The organism is Mesorhizobium silamurunense (assembly GCF_014843825.1).
Taxonomy (GTDB): Bacteria; Pseudomonadota; Alphaproteobacteria; order Rhizobiales; family Rhizobiaceae; genus Mesorhizobium; species Mesorhizobium silamurunense.
On sequence record NZ_JHQR01000079.1, the window covers coordinates 1 to 22188 of the forward strand.

General features: G+C 61.0%; 19 protein-coding genes and 1 pseudogene. 16 read left to right on the plus strand and 4 right to left on the minus strand.

The window, feature by feature from the left end:
* Positions 1-154: 154 nt before the first annotated feature.
* From ccoN to ubiM, 9 genes are all read left to right on the plus strand, one after another.
* Positions 155-1786 (plus strand): cytochrome-c oxidase, cbb3-type subunit I, encoded by a 1632-nt coding sequence (gene ccoN, locus DH10_RS09985; RefSeq protein ID WP_192384641.1) that lies wholly within the window; start codon positions 155-157, stop codon positions 1784-1786.
* Positions 1777-2508 (plus strand): cytochrome-c oxidase, cbb3-type subunit II, encoded by a 732-nt coding sequence (ccoO, locus tag DH10_RS09990; RefSeq protein WP_192384642.1) that lies wholly within the window; start codon positions 1777-1779, stop codon positions 2506-2508. Before ccoN ends, ccoO begins: the two co-directional genes overlap by 10 nt.
* A gap of 11 nt (positions 2509-2519) precedes the next feature.
* Positions 2520-2669 (plus strand): cbb3-type cytochrome c oxidase subunit 3, encoded by a 150-nt coding sequence (locus DH10_RS09995; RefSeq protein WP_095496049.1) that lies wholly within the window; start codon positions 2520-2522, stop codon positions 2667-2669.
* 2 nt (positions 2670-2671) lie between these two features.
* On the plus strand, positions 2672-3535 hold the full coding sequence (gene ccoP, locus DH10_RS10000) for a cytochrome-c oxidase, cbb3-type subunit III (protein ID WP_192384643.1): 864 nt from the start codon (positions 2672-2674) through the stop codon (positions 3533-3535).
* Between the two features lie 205 nt (positions 3536-3740).
* Entirely contained in the window at positions 3741-5303 is a 1563-nt protein-coding gene (gene ccoG, locus DH10_RS10005; protein WP_192384654.1) for a cytochrome c oxidase accessory protein CcoG, read from the plus strand.
* Positions 5300-5797: a FixH family protein gene (locus tag DH10_RS10010; protein ID WP_192384644.1), complete on the plus strand. Its 498-nt coding sequence runs from the start codon at positions 5300-5302 to the stop codon at positions 5795-5797. Before ccoG ends, DH10_RS10010 begins: the two co-directional genes overlap by 4 nt.
* The gene (locus DH10_RS10015) at positions 5794-8079 is read left to right on the plus strand and encodes a cation-translocating P-type ATPase (RefSeq protein ID WP_192180371.1); all 2286 of its coding nucleotides are present in this window, start codon (positions 5794-5796) and stop codon (positions 8077-8079) included. The genes DH10_RS10010 and DH10_RS10015 overlap by 4 nt, the downstream gene beginning before the upstream one ends.
* The gene (gene ccoS, locus DH10_RS10020) at positions 8076-8231 is read left to right on the plus strand and encodes a cbb3-type cytochrome oxidase assembly protein CcoS (protein WP_192384645.1); all 156 of its coding nucleotides are present in this window, start codon (positions 8076-8078) and stop codon (positions 8229-8231) included. The genes DH10_RS10015 and ccoS overlap by 4 nt, the downstream gene beginning before the upstream one ends.
* Before the next feature lie 457 nt (positions 8232-8688).
* Positions 8689-9870, plus strand: a complete 1182-nt coding sequence (gene ubiM, locus DH10_RS10025; protein WP_192384646.1) for a 5-demethoxyubiquinol-8 5-hydroxylase UbiM — start codon at positions 8689-8691, stop codon at positions 9868-9870.
* Between the two features lie 375 nt (positions 9871-10245).
* Here ubiM and DH10_RS10030 read toward each other — a convergent pair whose 3' ends face one another.
* Entirely contained in the window at positions 10246-10455 is a 210-nt protein-coding gene (locus DH10_RS10030; protein WP_192384647.1) for a transposase, read from the minus strand.
* A 46-nt stretch (positions 10456-10501) separates the two neighbouring features.
* Here DH10_RS10030 and DH10_RS10035 point away from each other — a divergent pair.
* The 3 genes and pseudogenes from DH10_RS10035 to DH10_RS10045 form a co-directional block, all read left to right on the plus strand.
* Positions 10502-10762, plus strand: a pseudogene (locus DH10_RS10035) (acyltransferase family protein); the annotation flags it as partial.
* A gap of 34 nt (positions 10763-10796) precedes the next feature.
* Complete coding sequence (locus DH10_RS10040) at positions 10797-11516, plus strand: SGNH hydrolase domain-containing protein (RefSeq protein ID WP_192384649.1); 720 nt, start codon at positions 10797-10799, stop codon at positions 11514-11516.
* A 369-nt stretch (positions 11517-11885) separates the two neighbouring features.
* Positions 11886-13793 (plus strand): putative bifunctional diguanylate cyclase/phosphodiesterase, encoded by a 1908-nt coding sequence (locus tag DH10_RS10045; protein ID WP_192384650.1) that lies wholly within the window; start codon positions 11886-11888, stop codon positions 13791-13793.
* A gap of 107 nt (positions 13794-13900) precedes the next feature.
* Here the strand turns inward: DH10_RS10045 and DH10_RS10050 are convergent, their stop codons facing one another.
* Positions 13901-14161: a hypothetical protein gene (locus DH10_RS10050; protein WP_192244296.1), complete on the minus strand. Its 261-nt coding sequence runs from the start codon at positions 14159-14161 to the stop codon at positions 13901-13903.
* Between the two features lie 533 nt (positions 14162-14694).
* Here DH10_RS10050 and DH10_RS10055 point away from each other — a divergent pair.
* The 3 genes from DH10_RS10055 (at position 14695) to DH10_RS10065 (ending at position 18012) form a co-directional block, all read left to right on the plus strand.
* Positions 14695-15657 (plus strand): ArdC family protein, encoded by a 963-nt coding sequence (locus tag DH10_RS10055; RefSeq protein WP_192244295.1) that lies wholly within the window; start codon positions 14695-14697, stop codon positions 15655-15657.
* A 128-nt stretch (positions 15658-15785) separates the two neighbouring features.
* Positions 15786-16205 (plus strand): DUF2958 domain-containing protein, encoded by a 420-nt coding sequence (locus DH10_RS10060; RefSeq protein ID WP_192384651.1) that lies wholly within the window; start codon positions 15786-15788, stop codon positions 16203-16205.
* Positions 16206-16281: 76 nt separating this feature from the next.
* Positions 16282-18012, plus strand: coding sequence for a ParB/RepB/Spo0J family partition protein (locus DH10_RS10065; RefSeq protein WP_192384652.1), 1731 nt, complete (start codon positions 16282-16284; stop codon positions 18010-18012).
* Positions 18013-18324: 312 nt separating this feature from the next.
* Here DH10_RS10065 and DH10_RS10070 read toward each other — a convergent pair whose 3' ends face one another.
* The gene (locus DH10_RS10070) at positions 18325-20589 is read right to left on the minus strand and encodes a S8 family peptidase (RefSeq protein WP_192384653.1); all 2265 of its coding nucleotides are present in this window, start codon (positions 20587-20589) and stop codon (positions 18325-18327) included.
* Positions 20590-20709: 120 nt separating this feature from the next.
* Between DH10_RS10070 and DH10_RS10075 the strand changes: the two genes are divergently transcribed.
* Positions 20710-20958, plus strand: coding sequence for a hypothetical protein (locus DH10_RS10075; RefSeq protein ID WP_192244292.1), 249 nt, complete (start codon positions 20710-20712; stop codon positions 20956-20958).
* Between the two features lie 22 nt (positions 20959-20980).
* Here DH10_RS10075 and DH10_RS10080 read toward each other — a convergent pair whose 3' ends face one another.
* Positions 20981-22021: a TlpA disulfide reductase family protein gene (locus tag DH10_RS10080; protein WP_192384655.1), complete on the minus strand. Its 1041-nt coding sequence runs from the start codon at positions 22019-22021 to the stop codon at positions 20981-20983.
* Positions 22022-22188 lie beyond the last annotated feature (167 nt).

The following is a 22188-nucleotide window of genomic DNA, read 5'->3' on the forward strand; positions in this document are numbered from 1 at the left end:
ACTGGATAGAAACTGGGGGCAACGTCAGCACCGAACTCGATCTGCCCGAAGCAAAATCGTGTGGCCCTGACATGGATCAGGGCGAGCAGGCGGCGGCTGCGCAATTAATGCGCTGCGGATTTGGGTCCGCCGGAATTGGAGATCGGGACTTGCGATGAAATTCGGCACAGAGATCGTCCTTCTAAGCCTGTTTGCTTTTGCGGCCCTGGTGGCTGCCGGTTTCGGCGTAGATGAACCTTTTCGCCAGCATATGTGGGTTTTGTTCTTCGTCTTGGGGGGCTTCACTGCGGTCCTGTTGCGCAACACGGAGTTCAAGCCAGTAGTTCCGATCGACCCCGCCGCTTACATGGATGGTCCAATCCGCTACGGAGCGATCGCGACTGTCTTCTGGGGCGTCGTCGGCATGCTCGTCGGCGTGCTCATCGCTCTGCAGCTCGCCTACCCGGACCTCAATATTCAGCCCTGGTTCAATTTTGGCCGCTTGCGTCCCCTTCATACGTCCGGTGTGGTTTTCGCCTTTGGCGGCAACGCACTTCTTTGCACATCCATGTATGTCGTGCAGCGCACGTGCCGTGCCCGGTTGTTCGGCGGCAATCTCGCCTGGTTCGTGTTCTGGGGCTATCAGCTTTTCATCGTCATGGCTGCGACAGGCTACCTGCTCGGCGTCACCGAGAGTCGCGAATACGCCGAACCCGAATGGTATGTGGACCTGTGGCTGACCATCGTTTGGGTCGCCTATCTCCTGTTGTTCCTCGGCACCATCCTGAAGCGCAAAGAACCGCACATTTACGTCGCCAACTGGTTCTATCTGTCCTTCATCGTGACCATCGCGATGCTGCATGTGATCAACAACCTGTCGATGCCCGTCTCTCTGCTAGGCTCGAAGAGCTACTCCGCCTTCTCCGGCGCCCAGGACGCCCTGACGCAATGGTGGTACGGCCATAATGCCGTCGGCTTCTTCCTGACCGCCGGTTTCCTCGGAATGATGTATTATTTCGTGCCCAAGCAGGCGAACCGCCCAGTTTATTCCTACCGCCTTTCGATCATCCACTTCTGGGCGCTGATCTTCCTCTACATCTGGGCTGGTCCGCACCATCTCCACTACACTGCTCTGCCCGACTGGGCGCAAACGCTCGGCATGGTGTTTTCGATCATGCTCTGGATGCCGTCCTGGGGCGGCATGATCAACGGCGTGATGACGCTGTCCGGCGCATGGGACAAGCTGCGTTCCGATCCGATCATCCGCATGATGGTGATGGCCATCGCCTTCTACGGCATGTCGACCTTCGAAGGCCCGATGATGGCGATCAAGACGGTCAACTCGCTGTCCCACTATACCGATTGGACGATCGGGCACGTCCACTCCGGCGCGCTCGGCTGGGTTGGCATGATCTCGTTCGGCGCGATCTACTACATGGTGCCGAAGCTCTGGAACCGCGAGCGGCTCTATTCGCTACGGCTGGTCACCTGGCACTTCTGGCTGGCGACGCTCGGGATCGTCGTCTACGCCGCGGTGATGTGGGTTTCCGGCATCATGCAGGGCCTGATGTGGCGCGAATACGACGAGCAGGGCTTCCTGGTCTACTCCTTCGCCGAAACCGTCGCCGCCATGCATCCATACTATGTCATGCGCGCCATCGGCGGGGCCATGTACCTCAGCGGTGCCCTGCTCATGGCGTGGAATATCACCATGACCATCCTCGGCTACCAGCGCGAGGAGCAACCGCTGCCGGGTTCCGAGCCCGCCCTCCAGCGTGCGCGATCAGGAGCCAGAAAATGGGCTTGATCGACAAACACGCCGTCATCGAGAAAAACGCCACGCTTCTTCTCGTTGGCTCCCTTCTTGTGGTGACCGTCGGCGGCATCGTCGAGATCGCGCCGCTCTTCTATCTCGACAATACGATCGAGAAGGTCGAAGGCATGCGGCCCTATTCGCCGCTCGAACTTGCAGGGCGCAACATCTATGTGCGTGAGGGTTGCTACCTCTGCCACAGCCAGATGATCCGGCCGTTCCGCGACGAAGTCGAACGCTATGGTCACTACAGCCTGGCGGCCGAGTCGATGTACGATCATCCTTTCCAGTGGGGATCGAAGCGCACCGGACCGGACCTTGCCCGGGTTGGCGACCGCTACTCGAATGTCTGGCACGTCGATCACCTTTCCGACCCACGTTCGGTCGTGCCGGAATCGATCATGCCGAGCTACGCGTTCCTCAAAGACGCGCCGATCGACGTGAAGGACTTCTCGACGCATCTGGTTGCCAACGCGCGCGTTGGCGTCCCCTACACCGACGACATGATCGGGCACGCCAACGCCGATCTGATGGCACAGGCCGACCCGAACGCCGATAGTTCGGGCCTTGAGAAACGCTATCCCAAAGCCAAGACCGGCGACTTCGACGGCAATCCGCAGCAGGTCACCGAAATGGATGCCCTCGTTGCCTATCTCCAGATGCTCGGCACGTTGGTCGATTTCAAGACCTACGACGAAGCCGCCGGCTACCGCTGAGGAGTGTGATCGTGGACTACAATTTGATGCGGGAATTCGCCGACAGTTGGGGCCTGCTCGCCATGGCACTCTTCTTCGTCGGATGCGTTGCCTTCGCGCTTCGCCCTGGCGGCCGCAGGCAAGCTGACGAAGCCGCTCGAATTCCTCTCAAGGACGATTGATCATGAGCAGCGAGCACATCGACGAGGTCTCGGGCATCTCAACGACCGGCCATGAGTGGGATGGCATCCGGGAACTCAACAACCCACTGCCGCGCTGGTGGGTCACGACCTTTTACATCACCATTGTCTGGGCGATCGGCTACACCATCGCCTATCCGGCATGGCCAATGCTTACTTCCGCGACCAGAGGTGTGCTCGGCTATTCGAGCCGCAACCACGTCAAGAATGAACTGGCGGCCGCCGAAGCCGCCAAGGCCAAATATGTCGCAGCGGTGAAATCGAAAACCGTGTCGGAGATTGCTGCCGACGACGCATTGCGCGAGTTCGCCGTCGCTGCCGGTGGCGCCGCTTTCAAGGTCAATTGCGTGCAGTGCCATGGCTCCGGCGCGCAAGGCTCTAAGGGTTTTCCAAACCTCAACGACGACGATTGGCTGTGGGGCGGCAGCGCTGAGCAGATCCAGCAGACGATCACCCACGGCATCCGCTTCGCGTCAGACCCGGATACGCGCCTGTCGGAAATGCCGGCTTTTGGCGACATCATCACGGCGGACCAGATCGCGCAGGTCAGCGCCTACGTTGCCAGCCTGTCCGGCCTGGTCCGGGACGCAAGTCTGATCGAGCCCGGCGTCAAGGTTTTCGCGGAAAATTGCGTCGCCTGTCATGGCGACATAGCAAAGGGCAACAGGGAACTCGGCGCGCCCGACCTGACCGACGCCATCTGGCTCTATGGACCGGGCGAGGCGGCTATTGCTGCGCAGGTCCGCGCGCCGAAGCACGGCGTCATGCCGGCCTGGATCGGGCGGCTCGGCGAGACCAAGGTCAAGGAACTCGCCGTCTACATCCATTCGCTTGGCGGCGGAGAATAGGAACGGAAGCCTATTCTCGGCCCTCCCCGCCAAGCGACGAGGCCCGGCGCGAGCCGGGTCTCGACACCATTCCGGCATGCGGCGATTGACCTGCATCAACGCGGCGCTGCCCGCGGCAAAGCTTGCTCAACGTAGCATTCCGGAAGTCAGCCGAAGCAGACGAGTTCGGTTGAACGGCAATGTCATCGGCTGCGCGCGACTGGAGATGCACGTGCTGGATAAAACGGTAGAACGGCTCGAAGCCGAAGCGGTCAACTCCACCAAGACCCGTCAGCCGCTCTATGCCCCACGCAAGAAGATCTTTCCGAAGCGCGCCTCGGGCAGTTTCCGCCGCTTCAAATGGCTGGTGATGGCGATCACCTTGGGCATCTACTATCTGACGCCTTGGCTGCGATGGGACCGGGGGCCGTTTGCCCCGGACCAGGCCGTGCTGCTCGATCTTGCCAACCGCCGTTTCTACTTTTTCTTCATCGAGATCTGGCCGCAGGAATTCTACTACGTCGCCGGCCTGCTGATGATGGCTGGCATCGGCCTTTTCCTGATCACCTCCACCGTCGGCCGCGCCTGGTGCGGCTATACCTGCCCGCAGACCGTATGGGTCGATTTGTTTCTGGTTGTCGAGCGCGCGATCGAGGGAGATCGCAACGCCCGCATGAAGCTCGACGCCGGCCCCTGGACCACGCATAAGCTCGTGCTGCGCGTATCGAAGCACACCATCTGGCTGGTCATTGCGGCGGCAACCGGCGGCGCCTGGATTTTCTATTTCGCCGATGCGCCAACTCTGCTTCGAGAGGTGTTCACCGGAACCGCCGCGCCCGTCGCCTACATCACCATAGCCGTGCTGACGGCGACGACCTACACATTCGGTGGGCTGATGCGCGAGCAAATCTGCACCTATATGTGCCCGTGGCCGCGCATCCAGGCGGCCATGCTGGACGAAAATTCGCTCACCGTGACCTACAATGACTGGCGCGGCGAACCTCGGTCGCGGCACGCCAAGAGGGTCCAGGCCGCGGGGCAGCTGGTCGGAGACTGCGTCGACTGCAATGCCTGTGTCGCGGTCTGCCCGATGGGGATCGACATTCGCTACGGCCAGCAGCTCGAATGCATCACCTGCGCGCTCTGCATCGATGCCTGCGACGGCGTCATGGACAAGCTCGGCAAGAAGCGCGGGCTGATCTCCTATGCGACGCTGTCCGACTACAACGCCAATACGGCGGTGGCGACCGGGGGTGGCTCCGGCGCGGTGAAGCCTTCGCTGCTGCTCACTGCCGACGGCACGTTCTCCGACAGGTTGGCGCATTTCCACATTCGCAAGATCTTTCGGCCGCGGACCTTCGCCTACATGGGCGCGTGGTCGGCGGTCGGGCTGGCGCTGCTCTATTCGCTGCTGGCACGCGAGCGGCTCGAGGTCAACGTTCTGCACGACCGCAACCCGCAGTTCGTCACGCTGTCCGACGGCTCCATCCGCAATGGCTACACCGTCAAGCTGCTCAACATGGTCCCCGAGCCAAGGACGATCGTCGTCACCATGCAGGGCTTGCAGGGAGCCGAAATGAGCGTCGTCGGCATCGACCTGCCTGCGGCCCGTTCCTTCGCCATCCCGGTCGAACCCGACCGGCTGAAGATGCTGAAGGTTTTCGTGCGCCAGCCGGCGAACCAGGTGGAGGACACAGCGCAAACCTTCAAGTTCCGCGTCGAGGACATGGCGAGCTTCGAATCTGACGAGTACACAGCCACTTTCAACGCACCGGAGACCGCCAGATGAGCATTGATACGCGAGAGCCCCGCGAATTCACCGGCAAGCATATGTTGCTCACTATTCTTGCCTTTTTTGGTGTGGTCATAGGCGTCAATCTGACCATGGCGACACTCGCCAACACCAGCTGGACCGGCCTTGTCGTCGAAAACACCTACGTGGCGAGCCAGCAGTTCAACCAAAAGGCTGAGGAAGGTCGTGTACAGGCTGCACTTGGCTGGACGAGCAAATTGACGATCGCAGGGGGTGAAGTCCGCTACAGCCTCAGCGATGCCGACGGCAAGCCGGTTCCGTTGCAAGGCGTCAAGGTGCTGTTTCGCCATCCCGCCTACGAGGCAGAGGACAAGTCCATCACACTGGCCTCTGCTGTGGGCCAGGAATTTGCCGCGCAACACACGCCGAGGGATGGCGTCTGGATCGTCGAAATCGACGCCGATGCCGGCCTTGCGCAACCCTATCGCGACGTCCGTCGGATCATGATCTCCCAAGGAGCGCTGCAATGAGCTGCTGTGCGCCGGGCGCCGAAATGGCGCTGGCTCTTGACAGGGCCACATCCGTCCAGCCGTCGAACCAGGAGATCAAATTGGCGAGTCGCTCGCTTGGCGACGACCTTCGCCAGACCGATCTTTCAGTACCGACGGTTCATTGCGCGGGCTGCATCCAGACGATCGAGACAGCACTTGCAAAGCTCGATCGCGTCGAGGGCGCGCGCGTCAACCTGTCGACGAAACGCGTCGCGATCCGGTGGCGCGGAAATGAGGTTCCGCCGTTTGTCGCCGCGCTTGGACGGCTTGGGTACGAAGCGCATCTGTTCGACCCCGAGACCGGCGAGAAGGACAAGACGCTTTCCGAGCTGATCCGGGCCGTCGCGGTTGCCGGCTTTGCCGCAGGCAACATCATGCTGCTTTCGGTCTCGGTCTGGTCCGGTGCCGAAGGTGCGACCCGCGATCTGTTCCATTGGGTCTCGGCGCTGATCGCCATCCCCGCGCTCGCCTTCGCCGGTGGCATCTATTTCCGCTCGGCCTGGAACGCGTTGCGCCACGGTCGCATGAACATGGACGTGCCGATTGCGGTTGGGGTCTCGCTTGCTTACACCATGAGCCTCTATGAAACTATCAACCATGGCGACCACGCATACTTCGACGCGTCGGTATCGCTGCTGTTTTTCCTGCTGATCGGCCGCACGCTCGACCACGTGATGCGGGAACGAGCCCGGACCGCGGTGAACGGCCTGTCACGGCTGGCGGCGCGCGGCGCCATAGTACTGCGCGACGATGGTACGCGCGACTACCTGCCGGTTGGCGAGATAGAACCTGGCATGCAGCTGCTGATCGCAGCGGGCGAAAGGATTCCCGTCGACGGCAAGATCATTCGAGGCTCTTCGGATCTCGACTGTTCACTGGTTTCCGGTGAGAGCACGCCCAGAACCGTGACGTCAGGAGAAGCCGTCCAGGCTGGCATTCTCAATCTCACCGGCCCGCTGACCGTCGAGGCGACAGGCGCCGCAAAAGATTCCTTCCTGGCAGAAATGGTTCGGCTGATGGAAGCCGCCGAGGGCGGTCGCGCGCATTATCGCCGGGTTGCCGACCGCGTTTCAGCGCTCTATGCGCCAGTGGTTCACCTTACCGCCTTCGTGACGTTCGCGGGCTGGATGGCGGCGACCGGCGACTGGCACCGGGCAATGACGATCGCCATCGCCGTTCTCATCATCACATGCCCATGCGCACTCGGCCTTGCGGTCCCGATCGTGCAGGTGGTCGCAGCGCGGCGCCTGTTTGAAAACGGCATCATGGTCAAGGATGGTTCTGCCATGGAGCGCTTGGCCACGATCGACACCGCGGTGTTCGACAAGACCGGAACGCTTACGCTCGGCCAGCCCCGGCTCGTCAATGCGTCGTTGGTCGATCCGGGCATGCTGGCGATCGCAGCCGAAATGGCCGCGCATTCCCGCCATCCATTTTCAAGGGCCATAGCCGGCATGGCGGGCTTTGCCGGTCAGCCGAAACTCGAATCCGTCAGCGAGCACCCAGGCTTCGGGATCGAAGCCACCGCTGCGGGCAGCACTTGGCGACTGGGCCGGCGCGGCTGGGCTGGATTGAAGGCTCGAACCGTTGGCGAAGGCAAACATAGCTATGGCGGAACGGTTCTGACGAAAGACGGGATCATTGTCGCCTCATTCGTTTTCGAGGACGCACTGCGTGCCGACGCCAGGGCAGCCATTGTGCAGTTGAACGATGCCCGGGTGTCCGTGGAGATGCTGTCGGGCGATACCGCAGCCGCCTGCGGCGAAGTCGCGGAAACGTTGGGTATCGACGACTTCGTTCCGGCCCTGCTTCCCTCGGGCAAGGTCGAGTGCATCGAAACGCTGGCGAAGGACGACCACAAGGTGCTGATGGTTGGCGACGGGCTCAACGATACCCCCGCGCTGAACGCTGCGCACGTCTCGATCGCTCCGGCCACCGCCGCCGACATTGGCCGCAACACGGCCGACTTCGTCTTCCTGCGCGAAAGCCTTTTGGCCGTACCCCTTGCCCTGGACGTCTCACGGAAGGCCGGACGGCTGATCCGCCAGAACATTGCCATCGCGATCGTCTACAACACCATTGCTGTGCCGATAGCCATTCTGGGGCACGTCACGCCGCTGATCGCGGCAATCGCGATGTCTGCTTCGTCGCTGCTTGTTATCGGAAATGCGTTGCGCCTGCAGGGTTTTGTGCTCGCCGCGGTGACGAGGGCTCCCTCGGCAACGCGTTCGGGCATTCGCGCATCGGTGCACCCGTCATGACGACGCTTGTCTACCTCATACCAGCAGCTCTGTTCCTTGGCGCGCTGGGGCTGTCCGGCTTTCTGTGGGCCTTGAGGAGTGGTCAATACGAGGATCTCGATGGAGCCGCCGAGCGGATGCTCATCGACCCCGATGACAAGCCGGAACGCTGACCCAGATCGCTGTGCCGAACAACCTGCTGAGGCTCCATAGCAGCTTAGCTAAGCCGCGCTTGACGTAGATTTGTGAAAAGCCCCTGTCGTCGAAGGACTGCGTCGCCCGGATTTGTCGTGTCTGGCTGATCCAGATCAAGGTTATCTCCTCATCGGCGTGGTTTCGTCGACTAGCCTTTCAAGGGAGAACGCATGTCTAACGGACAGTTTAGTCGTCACCATCAGCGTCTTGGCGGTTTTTGGGTTTTTTCAAGGTAGTGGTCGGCTCCTTCAATGAATCGCGCCGCCGAACACCTCGGCGGCCCGTCTGGATCAAGACCGACACGAAGAATGGCCAAAACCAAAAGTCAGCCGAGGCGACGCGGCGGGCACTGGAACCCAGCGCAATCGGTCCACAGTTTGTGGCTCAACTCCACCAGCATCTCACGCAGATGGCCGACTCGATGGCGGCACGCTGATGGTCGGCTACGACGACAGTTTCGACATCGTTGTCGTCGGAGGCGGGCCGGTCGGACTTTCCTTCGCCGCGTCGCTGGGGCAGAGCGAACTGAAGGTGGCAGTTGTTGAACAGCAGTCTTTGGAACGGCTGGCGAATCCGGCTTTCGACGGTCGCGAGATCGCGCTGACCTACGCCTCGATCAGAATCCTTCGCGAGTTCGGCGCCTGGGATGCCATCCCCGCTTCGGAAAAATCACCGCTGCAAGGCGCGCGCGTGCTCAACGGATCGAGCCCTTTCGCTGTGTGTTTCGATCCTCCCAGAGGATCTGAGGAACCACTCGGATTTCTGGTCCCAAATTGTCGCATCCGCGATGCCTTGTTCAAGACCATCCGCTTGCAGGATCATGCCCAGCTGATATGCGGCCATTCGGTCGTTGATGCAACAAACAGCCACAAAGGAGCAGTCATAACGCTCTCCGATGGCAGGCGACTGACCGCTCGGCTTCTCGTTGCAGCGGATTCGCGGTTGTCCGCCACGCGCAACCTGCTCGGCATCGGCGCCGATATCAATCGGCTCGGCAAGGCGATGCTGATTTGCCGGGTGAGGCACGAGCGCCTCCATCACCAGATCGCAGTCGAATGGTTCGATCACCATCAGACGATAGCGATGTTGCCGCTCACGGAAGGTGTGTCGTCGCTGCTTGTCACTTTGCCCTTAAACGAGGCCGATAGACTGCTTGCTTTCGACGACGATTTGTTCCTGACGGAATTGACAAACCGGTGTCGAGAACGCCTCGGAAAAATGAGTTTGGCAAGCACCCGCCATAGCTATCCGCTGGTCACGACGTGGGCGCACAAATTCTGGGCTCCGAGCGCCGCACTCATCGGCGACGCTGCCATTGGCATGCACCCGGTGACTGCGCATGGCTTCAACATCGGCCTGAGCTGCCAGAAGCAACTCGCCCATAAAATTCTGGCAGCATGTCGCGAACGTCGCGACATTGCCGATCCGGACACGCTCCAGAAGTACGAAAGCTGGCTTCGCCGGTCAGCGGCACCGCTCTATCATGCTACGAACATACTTGTCGGACTGTACTCAGGCGAGCACCCGGCGGCACGGATTGCAAGACATGCGGGACTTCGCTTTGCCCAATATCTTCCATTTGTCCGCCATGGCATTTCGGCCATGCTTAGGCGGTGAGACCACAGTCACGATACCGTCGACAAATCTGAGGACGCGATCTCGCCCCGGGCTCCTCTTCTATCTCGCCGTCTAAGCGCGCGTCTTCATCTCCTGAGCGACGACCAGATAATTCTGCCCCTGCCAATGCCGCTTCCATGGTCTTGCGTTGCAAGGCCTCGAAATGGGATCCGGTTCAAGGCATGGCTGGGCAAGACTTCAACAATCAGCCGGCAATGCTATACGAGGCAGGCGTACCACCCGAAGTCATGATGACCACGGGTTTCCGAGCCGACGCGTCGATCACCGCTACGGTCGCATTGATACGCTGAACCCCTCGAAATTAGAGCTTATCGTGGATGTCGAGCGCCACCGTCTCGGGCGCGCGGCATCGGGTCAACAGCCACAGGTCGACCAGCACATCGCCGAGCTGAATGCCGTCTTGAGCTCGGGCAGGTTCTCCAGTCGCGAGCATGTCGGCTGCGAACACAGAATCGTCCGCAGGCGAGCCTGAAGGCCGGGTCGGTGCGCAGCCCGGTCGAGATCGTTGGCATCCTCGTAGCCGCAGGCGATCGCAAAGATACGGGCGCGCAGGATGTCGGCCATGGCGAATGCCTTGATGTTACAGCCGAGGCCGTGCTTAGAGGAGCGAATGAATCGATTCGACTACCGGCCGGATATTGACGGCCTTCGTGCCTTTGCGGTTTCTGCTGTTGTCCTATTCCACGCAGGGTTCTCAACCCTTTCCGGTGGCTATGTCGGCGTCGACGTCTTCTTCGTGATCAGTGGCTATTTGATTACAAAGATAGTTGTTGAACGGGTGCGCGCCGAAACATTCAGCTTTTCCGACTTTTACGCCCGGCGCGCACGCCGGCTATTTCCAGCACTATTTTCCACGATTGCCAGAAGCGCTTCGCGGAGTAAACAGCTACGACATGGATGTTCTCATGAAATACGTATGGGCGAATGACATCCGCCTGAGCAGCAACACCTTTAAGCCTGGCAGAAAACATATCCTCATCGTGGGGGACAGCCAGTCCGCTGATTTTACGAACATCCTGTTGGAAGGAAACCACGAGCGAAACGTCGACATAGTCACCTATACGTTCAACTATGGCTGCAACATTCCATATGCCGATGATCAGCAGTATTGGGACCAAGAAAATATCTACACCACGTCAGACCCTTCCCTTGAGGAGAAATGCAAAGAGAGAAGCAACGCGCTCCTTTCCAGCCCCGCACTCAAAAAGGCGGATGTGGTTATCGTCGCGTTCCTATGGGAACGATACGGTGCGAAACGCATGCGTGCTGCCGCCGACAAAATTGAGTCAATCAGCCCAGCTCGCGTATATGTCCTAGGCAGAAAGAACCTCCTCAAGAGCAGCATCGATTTCGTTAACATGAACGGGAAGTTGGACGGGCTCGGGAGCTTGGCTGCGCGGTTCAAGGCTTCCGACACTCTCTTTATAAACAACATGCTGGCTCAGCAATTTGGTAATCGCTATCTGGACATCTTTTCATCAGTTTGCCCCGACCAAGATAAGTGCGTGGTGCTAGATGAAAAGCAACACCCCATCTTCTATGATGCGGCTCACCTGACCCAGAGCGGTGCACGATACTTCGCCAAGCACGCCGCTCGAAAGCTCATCGATCCCGCCAACTTGTGAGCTGGGCCGTGTTGTCTTGTACACATTCTCGGCCACATTAATCTCGCCAGCAGCAGGAGCACCGCCGGTGGATTGCCAAACGCAATGCTGCCTCACCGAGGTCCGCTACAGCGATGACCATAGCCAGAGGAGATGGAGCCGCTCGTGGTGAGTTTGGCTCGCGAGAGTTGGTAGAAGGTTGGCCTAGCGACCGAATCCTACGCCAATCGTCTCCCGACACGCTGTTATGACGGGCTAGCGGGCCTCGGCAGTGATTTCTTGGCTGAACGTTTCCAGAAAGCTGTACCCCGCTGAATAGTTAACCCGTCCTTCAGTGGGCCTGCATAGGCTTGCGCTGCGACGAAATCCTCGGAAGCAAGCTAACCCACCATGGCCCTGAAGAAAGAAGACACACTGGAGGCCGGAATCCTTCAGGATCAGCTTGCTGACCTGAGGGCCGGTCTTTTCGTGTCGATGCCCATAAGCACTGTTCTGTCAGGCCTGATTCTAGCGGTGCAGACCCTTTCAGGCAACGGCTCTGGCGCCGCGATCTGGTTCCTGGTCGTCAATGCGATAAATGTCGGCCGCCTTGCATTCGCCCGTTATCAGCTGAAGGACACCAGACGCCAGGGCGATCTAACGCGGATTTCGCCGCGGCTTCGCTGGTTTGGCCTCCTTGCTCTTCTGGCGGGGTTTGCCTGGTCCTTTCTTGCTGTCCTGACCGTTGGATACACGACAGCTCACGCACCTCTGCATCTGATTATTCTGGCCGGCATCGCAGCTGGTGCGGTTACATATGGCAGTTCATACGCCGCGGCAGCGACCAACTTCATCACACCCCCGCTCCTCGTCACAGCGGGGTGCTTGCTGGCGAAAGGCAACCTTGAAGGCTATATTCTTGCTTTCACCGTTCTGCTCTTCCTGGGCGGCTTGGTTCGAGCCGCGTTTGTCGGACAAGCGCGCTTCCGCGATGCGAGCCGCCTCAGGCATGAGGCCGAGCGGCTTGCGGCCGAAATGGAGGTCAATTCCAGGCAGGACCACCTGACGGCCCTTCTTAACAGGCGTGGCCTCGAACACGCTATCGGTCGGTTCGAGACTGCAGCCGGGCCCTTCGTTGCCATGCTGATCGATCTGGACGGGTTCAAATCCGTTAACGACACCTACGGCCACAGGACTGGTGATGAACTGCTTGTCAGGATCGCCCGCCGCATAGAGCAGGAAGCACCGGAAGGCTCAACGCTCGCCCGCATCGGCGGCGATGAATTCGTGTTGTTTTTTCCCTCACTCAGGAGTTCGCTTTCTGCCAGTAGTCTCGCATCCAATATCATAGCCAAAGTTACCCGCCCCTATCCTGAGGTCGCGTCCGTCCGGGTCGGGGCATCTATCGGAATATACTTGGCCGAAAGCCCGGGACTGACGGAAATGTTGTTGCGGGCCGATATCGCCCTTTACACGGCCAAGCGTCGTGGCAGGAACGAATTTTGCCTGTTCGATGACGAACTCGACAGGGAACTGCAACGCCGCCAGTCCATCGAACGCGACCTTCATTCGGCGATAAAGACGAGAAGCCTGGTGCCTTGGTTCCAGTCCATCGTAACACTCGACACCGAGGCCGTGGTCGGTTTTGAAGCCTTGCTAAGGTGGTCCCATCCAATTCATGGCTCCATCTCTCCACCCGAAATCATCACGGCCGCACGCCAAACCGGAATGCTTCAGCTGCTGACCCAAACGGTCTTCGCCGACTGTTGCGCTCTTATCGACGGTTTGGTGAGGGCTGACTGCCGTGATGTCCGTGTGGCGATGAATGTTTCACCGCGCGAACTGGAAGCCGGCGATATCGACGACATGATTCTGGATGGTCTGGCGGCAAAAGGTCTGCCTGCAACGATGTTCGAAATCGAGATTACCGAAGAATCCCCGGTGGACCCGGACAGAGTGGATGAAAAGCTCGCACGGCTTTCACACGCCGGCATTTCCATCGCGCTCGACGACTTCGGCACCGGCTTTTCCACCTTGGCGTCGCTCAAGGACAGCCGGATACGCAAGGTGAAAATAGACCAGGGCTTCGTTCGCGGCTTAGCCAGGTCCCAAGAGGACCGGCTGCTTGTCAAAACGGTGATCGATCTTGGCAGGGCGCTCGGGATCGAGGTCATGGCCGAGGGCGTCGAAACGGAGGCGGATCGGCAAACCCTGCATAAGCTTGGCTGCAGAATCGCTCAGGGCTTTCTGTTCTCTAAGGCGATGCCTCTGAGCCAGGCGCTCGATTTGGCAGCAAAAGAGCACGCGAAGGAGTCGTGACCGGCACCCGCCGCCACCATCTCTCGCGGCCGCGCGCTCATGAGGATATCGAGACTTCCTTGTTTGAAAAGCGTGACACTCCGCCCTCCGCGTCAGCCGGCGAACAGTTAGCCGGTCGTAACCATCCAGTTCGCCCGGTCGATATGGCTGCGAAGAGCCTTGCGGGCGCGGACCGGTTCAAGCGCCGGGTCGATGCCGAGAATGAGATCGGCCATCTCCTCTTCGCCGGCATTGTCGGCGCAGGCGTCCAGGATCCGCAGGTAAATCGTGAAATGCTCCCTGTCGTAGCTCGTGAGGTTCTCCGACCAGGGGACTTCCTCGCGCAGCGTTGAGCTTCGAGACTCATCTGTTCCCGTTGATCGATCCATGCCTGCTGCGAACCTCGCCTGTTGAGCGCTGGATCCAACGCAGCATATCCCAAAATGGGATAATCCGAGAGCGGCGTCTCGATGTCATCGAGTTTCTCGACGTAACTGCGGCGCCTGACGCTGATGCGTGCGAGATTCTGTCCAGCCTCCGGACGCAGCGGGCGCCCGCGCGCCTGAGGGGCGCGCGCCTGGTGCTCGTGAACCGAGCCCGCTTTTTCTTCGGCCAGGCTCAGGCGGTCTCGGCCATTCGGCTTCGCCCCCTGGCGCGGGCAGCCTGTCGGCTGCTGACGGTCGCCGGCCAGGCGGCCGGCGCGGTCTGTCTTTTGGCCTTTCCCGGTGGCGCGGGGTGGGCGGCACTCCCTTCTAGGCCCGCCGCGGCATCCCGCAACCCTTCGCTTGGCGCTCAGGGTCCTCCTCTTCGTTCCGGTCCTTCGGATGCGGTCCGCCTCCGACGGCGGGCCTTTCCGGTCGCTTTTCGCCGCCCACCCCGCTTCCGGGGAAAGGCGCGCGATTGATGAGCGGAGGATAAAACGATGCGTGCAAACAGCAAGCGTTCCGCCAGCGGAGAGGCTGGCGCAGGCAAGGGCGGGCGCTCGGGCGCCAGCCTCTATCAGGAGATCACCGACCGCATCATTGCCGAGCTGGAGCGCGGCACCGTGCCATGGGTCAAGCCATGGGGCAGCGCGAAGGCCGGCCTCGGCCTGCCGAGGAATGCCGCCACCGGGCGCGGGTATTCCGGGATCAATATCCTTATCCTGTGGGGCGCGGTGATCGAGCGCGCTTACCCCAGCCAGAGCTGGCTGACCTTCCGGCAGGCGCTCGGCCTTGGCGGCAATGTCAGGAAGGGCGAGCGCGGCACCACCATCGTGCATGCCGACCGCTTTGTTCCCAAAGACGAAAAAGAACGCGCCAAGGCCGATGGCGACGAGCCGCAGGCCGTTCCTTTTTTGAAGCGCTTTACCGTCTTCAATGTCGCGCAGTGCGATAACCTGCCCGAACATCTCCATGCCGCCGCCGAGCCGCTGCCTCAGCGCGAGATCGTCCCGCAGGCCGAGGCTCTTATCCGCAGAAGCGGCGCGGATTTCAGGATCGGCGGCGATCGCGCTTTCTACATGCCGAGCAGCGACTCCATTCAGGTGCCGCCGCAGCCCGCTTTCTTCCAGCAGATCGACTACTACCGCACCTGCTTTCACGAGCTTGGCCACTGGACCGGCCACCCGACGCGGCTCGCTCGCGACCTCTCCGGCTCTTTCGGCTCCAAGAGCTACGCGCGCGAGGAACTGGTCGCCGAAATCACTGCCGCCTTCGTCTGCAGCAGTCTCGGCATCGAACCGACCGTGCGCCATGCCGACTATATCGGCTCATGGCTGAAGGTTCTGCGCGAGGACAACCGCGCCATATTCCGCGCCGCCAGCCAAGCCTCCAAAGCCACCGATTTCCTGCTTGGCTGTAACGGCGAGGCCGAAGGCGCGGACCGAGAGGAGATCGCGGCATGAGCGCGCGCGAACCCCACACACCGAAATTCCCGGCATCCGCCCGCGCGGCGCAGAAGCCGCGCGATATCGGCCGCTTCCACCAAGCCGCCCGCAACCAACTCGACCCGTTCTGAAGAGGAACTCTTGCCATGATCCTGATCACCGATCACCTACGCGCCCGGCTTCTCGCCAATGGCGCAGCCGACACCGAAACCGACCATGTCCCGGTCGTGAAACTGTTCGATCCGACCGGGCCGGCGACCTGGCTTCTGGCCGAACTCGATGCCGATGGCGACACGCTTTTCGGCCTTTGCGACCTCGGCTTCGGCTTTCCCGAACTCGGCAGCGTCAGCCTTGCCGAGCTTGAAAGCGTCAAGGGCCGGCTTGGCCTCGGCATCGAGCGCGACCTCTATTTTCACGCCAGCTTTGCGCTCTCCGTCTATGCCGAGGCCGCGCGCTGCGCCGGCCACATCACCGAAGCCGAGCGGTTTCTGCGACAGGCAGCAGACGCCCTTTCAAAATCCCATTCCGAGCTTCCGCCAAACACGGCGGGACTAGCGCGTCGATAGGCGCAAAACCGTCCCGCCGCGCGGCCTGCGGCCTCCGCGGCGGGGACAACCCCAACCAAAGCGAAGGAGAGTAACCATGCAGCTTGCCCACATTCCGCTTGATAGGCTCAAGATTTCCGCTGCCAACATGCGCCACGGAAAACGCGCGCCTGATATCTCCGACATTCTGCCCTCCGTCCGCGCGCGCGGCGTTCTTGTGCCACTTCTGGTGCGGCCCAATGGCGAGCCGGAAAGCTTCGAGATCGTCGCCGGCAGGCGGCGCTATTTCGCCGCGAAATCGATCGCCGACGAGCGCGGCGAGGAAGATCCCTTGCCCTGCGCCATCATGGAGGACGGCGACAACGCCGATGCGCTCGAAGCCTCGCTGATCGAAAACATCGCCCGCCTCGATCCCGACGAAGTCTCGCAATGGGAGACGTTTTCGCGGCTTATCAGCCAGGGTCGCACCGTTCCCGACATCGCCGCGACCTTTGGCATCACCGAGCTGATGATCAAACGCATCCTGGCGCTTGGCGACCTCTTGCCCAAGATCCGCGAGGCCTATCGGCGGGACGAGATCGACGCCGAGACGGCGCGCTATCTCACCATGGCCTCCAAGGCGCAGCAGAAAGACTGGCTGGCGCTGTTTGCCGATCCCGAACAATACGCGCCGCTTGGGCTTCAGTTGAAGCAATGGCTGTTCGGTGGCCAGTCGATCTCCACCAAGGTGGCGCTGTTTGCCATCGAGGATTATCCCGGCCTGACCGTCTCCGATCTGTTCGGCCAGGACAGCTATTTCGCCGATGCCGACCAGTTCTGGCAAAAACAGAACGAAGCGATTGCCGCCACACGCGACGCCTATCTGGAAGCCGGCTGGTGCGAGGTGGTCGTGCTGGAACCGGGACAGCATTTCCACTCATGGGATTACGAGAAGACGCCGAAGAAAAAGGGCGGCAAGGTCTTCATTGCGGTGACCCATCGCGGCGAGGTTGAGTGTCACGAGGGCTGGCTCTCGCGCAGGGAAGCCCGGCGCGCCCGCGATAAAGGCGAGGGGCCAGACGAAGCTGAAACGCCCGCCAAGCCGTCGCGTCCGGAACTCACCGGCCCGATGCAGAACTATGTCGATCTGCACCGCCACGCCGCCGTGCGCACGGCCATGCTCGACCATCCGGCAGTAGCGCTGCGCCTGATGGTGGCGCATGCCATCACCGGTTCCGGCCTGTGGCAGGTGCGCCGCGAGCCGCAGCGCGCGGCCAGCGCGTCGGTGACGGCCAGCCTTGCCGGCTGCAAGGCCGAAGCCGCATTCGCCGAAAAGCAGCGTGAGGTGTTGGCCCTGCTCGCCGTGTCGGACGAGGATGGCGGGGTCGCCGGCGGCAATGGCGACGCCTTTGCTACCGCCAGCGTCTTCGCCCGGCTTTTGGCGCTCGCCGACGATGACGTCATGCGCGTTTTGGCCATCGTCATGGCCGAGACGTTAGAGGCCGGCAGCGCCGTCATCGAGGCGCTCGGCAACCATCTGAACGTCGACATGGGCGCTTACTGGCAACCCGATGACGCCTTCTTCGACCTGCTGCGCGACAAGGAAATCGCCAATTCGATGCTCGCCGATGTCGGCGGCAAGCATGTCGCGGACAGCAATGTCGCCGAGAAGGTAAAGACGCAAAAGAAGATCATCCGCGACTTCCTGGCCGGTGAAAACGGTCGCAGACAAGTCGAGGCCTGGCTGCCGCGCTGGATGAAATTCCCGGCCGAAAGCTACACGACCCGCGGCGGTTTCCGCACCGCCGATCAGTGGGCTAGAGTTCAGGCGTTGTTCGCCTGGCAATAGGCCTGTGAAGCCCGAGCGGCGGTTCTCTCAAGTGCCGCCCCTTGGGCGCCCGGGCGCCAGCCGAGAAGCGCACATGGCCGCAAGCTCGTCAGCGGCAGTATGGCGGTTGACGACACCGCCGAGCATAGCGTCCCGCAACGCCGCCGAAGGCGGAATGCAACCCGATCGATAGCCGCTGGCCGAGGAATTGCCGTCTTGCGCCAATACCCTTTTCAGCGTGCCGTGAATTTCTCCCGAAGGGGTTTGGTGCGTAGCGGAAACGTGTTCGCTTGGATGGATCGTATTGCCGAGCCCCCGCTTCGATAGCGGCCGTCACCCTTTGGTTTCCGGTATGGGCGAAGTCGACCAAGCCGTGGCATTGCGAGTCACATGGAGGCGAACTTCGTTCGGCAGGTATAACAGCGTCGTGTCGCTGAAGGCATCTCCTTGCACGTCATCGAATTTGCCGCTGACTCCGCCGGTCGAGGTGATAATGGTATAGGTCCGGTCCATGAGCGCCTCTGGGTCGGCGCCGGCTGGCGGGGTGACCGTCACCACGCCCCCCGACAGCCTGACCGGGCCGTCGACGACGAGCTGGTCGCTGTTGTCTTCGTCAACCTCGATGTGGAGTGCACTGCCCTTGTCGAAGATCACGTTGCCGTTCGACGTCAGCGTGCCGATCGAGTTACCGGGCGACACGATGCCGCCGACGGCTACTTCAATGCCGCCCACTGCGCCGATGCCTCCCAACGTGCCCATATTTGCGACGACTTTCGAGGTGATCGAGCCGTCCACCGCAAGTAGGCCGCCGTTGATCAATGTATCGTCCCTATAAGTGCTGTGGCCGGTTAGCCGCAGTGTACCGATGCCGGATTTGGTAAGGCCTCCCGAATAGTTGTTGGGCTCGGTGCGTTTGGCGGCGAGTGTGGGCACGAGTGCCTCATAGGCGTTGAACTCGGAAATTGCCCCAGCGACCCGCTCCTCGGCGATCGTTGCCCGTATCGTATCAAGGCTCCCTTCGGGAGTACCGGTGAAGTCGACGAATTGCGCCGTCTGCGGAATGCTCGTGTTGGGTGCCATGGCACCGAATGCGTTCCATAGCGCGACGGCGATCGGATTTGCATGCATGGCCTTCTCAGCCGCGTTGAAGGCCTCTTCGGAGCCGCCTTCGCATGCCACAGCGTCGGCCGCTTCGTAGCTAACCCGCACCAGCTTGATCGCCTCGCTGAAGGCGTCGGGCGTCACTTCTGCCGCGACGTCGTTCCTGATTTTCTGGATGGCCTCCTCTCTCACCCCGTTCTGCCAACGTTCGGCGATCTTCCTTGCTTCCCAATCGGCGATCGTCTGCTGGTCCTCGCCCTTGCGCTGATCCAGGCCGCCCTGCGAAATGTCGTTGCTCCAGACCTCCTCGCCGGAGCCGCGATAAAAGCCGGGCAGCTTTGCCTCGAAGCGCCCCAGAAACTGACCGGGGCCTTTCAGCGCCTTCCCCAGATCGATGAGCCCCCAGCCGAAAACGTCGTCGACGCCGGCGTCGCCGAGGTCAGTTGCCGTCGTCTTGAGAATCTCGTTGAGCTCGCCATTGGCGAGGTAGGGATAGCGTTCTTTCATCACGGCGAAAGCGCCGGTGGCGAATGGACCGGCCATCGAGGTACCGCCGACCTTGTGGTAAGCCGCGTGCAGACGGTACTCGTGGACGATGTCGCCCCGCTTAAGGCCGACAATGTCGCTCCCTGGAATGCTGCTGTTGATCTGGGTTCCTGGCGCGGCGACGCAATAATACTTCGCGTAGCCGCAAATGCTGGACGAGCTGCTCTTCGAATGCGGGTTTTTCGTATCCGCGACGACGCTCATCGTCGCCAGCCAGTGTTTTTCGATGTCGGGCACGAAGCTGGCAAGCCCAGCCATCGCATCCGGCTGCCGCCCGCCGTCGTTGCCGGCCGAGAATTCGACGACGATGCCGCTGCGTGCCGCCTTGATGGCGCCGTCATAGGCGCCGCCATCGGGCGTGCCGCGGATCGCCTCGATCTCCTGGAACTGCGAATAGGCCTGCACGTAGGACCACGACGAACTCGATAGGCCGATGCCCCAGCTGTCGGTGACGATATCGACGCCGGCATCGATCATCACCTGCCAGGCCGCGCCATAAACGGCACCGTCATTGCCCTTCACTCGACCATCCTCGGGTCCGGGGTCGTAGCTGTTCGCGGCGAAAAGGTTGGCGTCGAACGCCACGCCCATCGTGCCGGTCCCGTCCCTGTTGGCGCCGGCGATGCCCGCCACATGGGTCCCGTGCGCCGAAACAGTGTCCGAGCCGTCGATGTACTGCCGGCCGTCGGCGACAAACGGATCGCCGGCTTCGACCGGAATGTAAGGGTCTGTATAGACGCGCGTGCCTGAGGTGGGGAGAAAGGTCAGCCGGCCGGCAAACTCTGGATGCGCCGCCCAGACCGGCTGGTCGATGAAGCCGATATTCGCATCCTTGCCGGTGAAGCCCAAGGCATAGGCGGCATCCGCGTTGATGACTCCGAGCCCGACGTTGCCGTTGAATTCGACGTCATTGCGCCAGCTCGCGCGCGCGGCTTCCAGGTCGGAGGTCATGCTGCCGTCAGCATCAACATACTGCCGCGCCTCACTTCGCGCCGACGCTGCGGCGAGCAGCGCCGCCGTTAATACAACTGTCGTTTTGAGATGCTTGCGAAGGGTGGAGAGGGGGCAGCGATGCGCCGAACTTATGGTGCAAACGTCAAGGAAGGTCATTCAAGAAGTCCTCTTGTGCATCTTCAAGTCAAATTCTCCTTCTCCACCTTCTGCGTGCCGTCGACGCGGACGAAGTTCCGCACCGCACTTCAGCTGGCCGCGATGCGGCCGTTTCATCGCAAGGTTGGAGTCTCTAACCTGCTGCAAACGGCAGGTGCTGCATGGACCCTGCGTGCAGCGGCCACGCCGGAGAAATGGATTGGCCAGTAATCATTCCGACCATCACTCCTCTTTACGTTTTCTCCTCGGTTTTATGTTTTGTCCTCGTCCGGGCGCGCTTTGGCACCTTCGGGAAATTGTTTTGCGGAGCCGCACAGAGAGCGCCGTAACAAACCTTCTCACCCTTGTAATTGGCCAGCGCCTGCAGCAAATCCGGTAGACGGCGCTGTTTCAGTCCGTCCGAGATCTGAGGATCGTCCAGTGACTTCAATGCCAGCTCGACCAACTCGATCGCGCGATCTTTGTTGCCACTCTCATGATAGTACCGAGCGACCGCCGGGTAAGACCAGAACTTGGGGCCGTCGCCTTGCGGGGGATTCAGGGCCAGGATCTGTTCGGAGAGCTCCTTGCCCATCTCAAAGCGCTCAGCAGGCGGGAGATGCGAGTTGTCCGTCGCGGGATCGAAGAGTTGGTCCAGGGCCATAGCCGTCCAATGCTCGGCCTCGAACTTTTTGCGGATCGCGTCGCGAACCAACTGGCGCATAACCGGCAAGCCGGTCTGCATGTCGCGCATTTTGTGAAGCAGTAGATTCGCCTGAGTCTCCCGCAAGTCGATATTGTCGGGCATCAAGGCGACGCCCTCTTCGACAGCCGAGAGCGCCGCCGTCCAATCCTGGGCCTCCATCGCCGGCCGAAGTTTGGCGTATATCGGGTTGGTCAGCGTCAGTTCGCGCGCTTTGCGTTGGTGCCTGGCAATTCGCTCCGCATCGGCCGCTTTAGCTTCATCGCTGGCGCGCCAGCTGCCGTTAAGCACTTTCGGCAAAACCTCATGGAGTTGCATCGGATGACCGACAAAGGCGATGTGGCCGTCTCGGTCGACCACGAACGAGGCTGGAATCCCGACAGAAAAGCTGGGTTTCCTCCAAAGCTTGTTCATTTCGCCAGTGTGGTCGAACGCGATCCGATAGTTCAGATTCGAGCACTTTTCGGTCAACCACGCATCCAACTTGGTGCGGGCCTCATCGGCCGTTGGAGCGTCTTCAGAAGCCGCGACTCCGACGATCTCAACTCCGCTCTCCCTGTATTGCTCCTGCAGCTGCACCAGATGGGGCATCGCCGTCACAGCGAGGCTGGAATCCCGACAGAAAAGCTGGGTTTCCTCCAAAGCTTGTTCATTTCGCCAGTGTGGTCGAACGCGATCCGATAGTTCAGATTCGAGCACTTTTCGGTCAACCACGCATCCAACTTGGTGCGGGCCTCATCGGCCGTTGGAGCGTCTTC

Coding starts and splice junctions, on each gene's coding strand:
- DH10_RS10055 (WP_192244295.1), top strand. CDS start 14,695: ATGCGTGCAAACAGCAAGCGTTCCGCCAGCGGAGAGGCTGGCGCAGGC.
- ccoP (WP_192384643.1), top strand. CDS start 2,672: ATGAGCAGCGAGCACATCGACGAGGTCTCGGGCATCTCAACGACCGGC.
- DH10_RS10015 (WP_192180371.1), top strand. CDS start 5,794: ATGAGCTGCTGTGCGCCGGGCGCCGAAATGGCGCTGGCTCTTGACAGG.
- DH10_RS10075 (WP_192244292.1), top strand. CDS start 20,710: ATGCGCCGAACTTATGGTGCAAACGTCAAGGAAGGTCATTCAAGAAGT.
- DH10_RS10050 (WP_192244296.1), bottom strand. CDS start 14,161: ATGGATCGATCAACGGGAACAGATGAGTCTCGAAGCTCAACGCTGCGC.
- ubiM (WP_192384646.1), top strand. CDS start 8,689: ATGGTCGGCTACGACGACAGTTTCGACATCGTTGTCGTCGGAGGCGGG.
- DH10_RS10045 (WP_192384650.1), top strand. CDS start 11,886: ATGGCCCTGAAGAAAGAAGACACACTGGAGGCCGGAATCCTTCAGGAT.
- DH10_RS10070 (WP_192384653.1), bottom strand. CDS start 20,589: ATGACCTCCGACCTGGAAGCCGCGCGCGCGAGCTGGCGCAATGACGTC.
- ccoS (WP_192384645.1), top strand. CDS start 8,076: ATGACGACGCTTGTCTACCTCATACCAGCAGCTCTGTTCCTTGGCGCG.
- DH10_RS10080 (WP_192384655.1), bottom strand. CDS start 22,021: ATGCCCCATCTGGTGCAGCTGCAGGAGCAATACAGGGAGAGCGGAGTT.
- DH10_RS10060 (WP_192384651.1), top strand. CDS start 15,786: ATGATCCTGATCACCGATCACCTACGCGCCCGGCTTCTCGCCAATGGC.
- ccoN (WP_192384641.1), top strand. CDS start 155: ATGAAATTCGGCACAGAGATCGTCCTTCTAAGCCTGTTTGCTTTTGCG.
- DH10_RS10010 (WP_192384644.1), top strand. CDS start 5,300: ATGAGCATTGATACGCGAGAGCCCCGCGAATTCACCGGCAAGCATATG.
- DH10_RS10065 (WP_192384652.1), top strand. CDS start 16,282: ATGCAGCTTGCCCACATTCCGCTTGATAGGCTCAAGATTTCCGCTGCC.
- ccoG (WP_192384654.1), top strand. CDS start 3,741: ATGCACGTGCTGGATAAAACGGTAGAACGGCTCGAAGCCGAAGCGGTC.
- ccoO (WP_192384642.1), top strand. CDS start 1,777: ATGGGCTTGATCGACAAACACGCCGTCATCGAGAAAAACGCCACGCTT.
- DH10_RS10030 (WP_192384647.1), bottom strand. CDS start 10,455: ATGGCCGACATCCTGCGCGCCCGTATCTTTGCGATCGCCTGCGGCTAC.
- DH10_RS10040 (WP_192384649.1), top strand. CDS start 10,797: ATGAAATACGTATGGGCGAATGACATCCGCCTGAGCAGCAACACCTTT.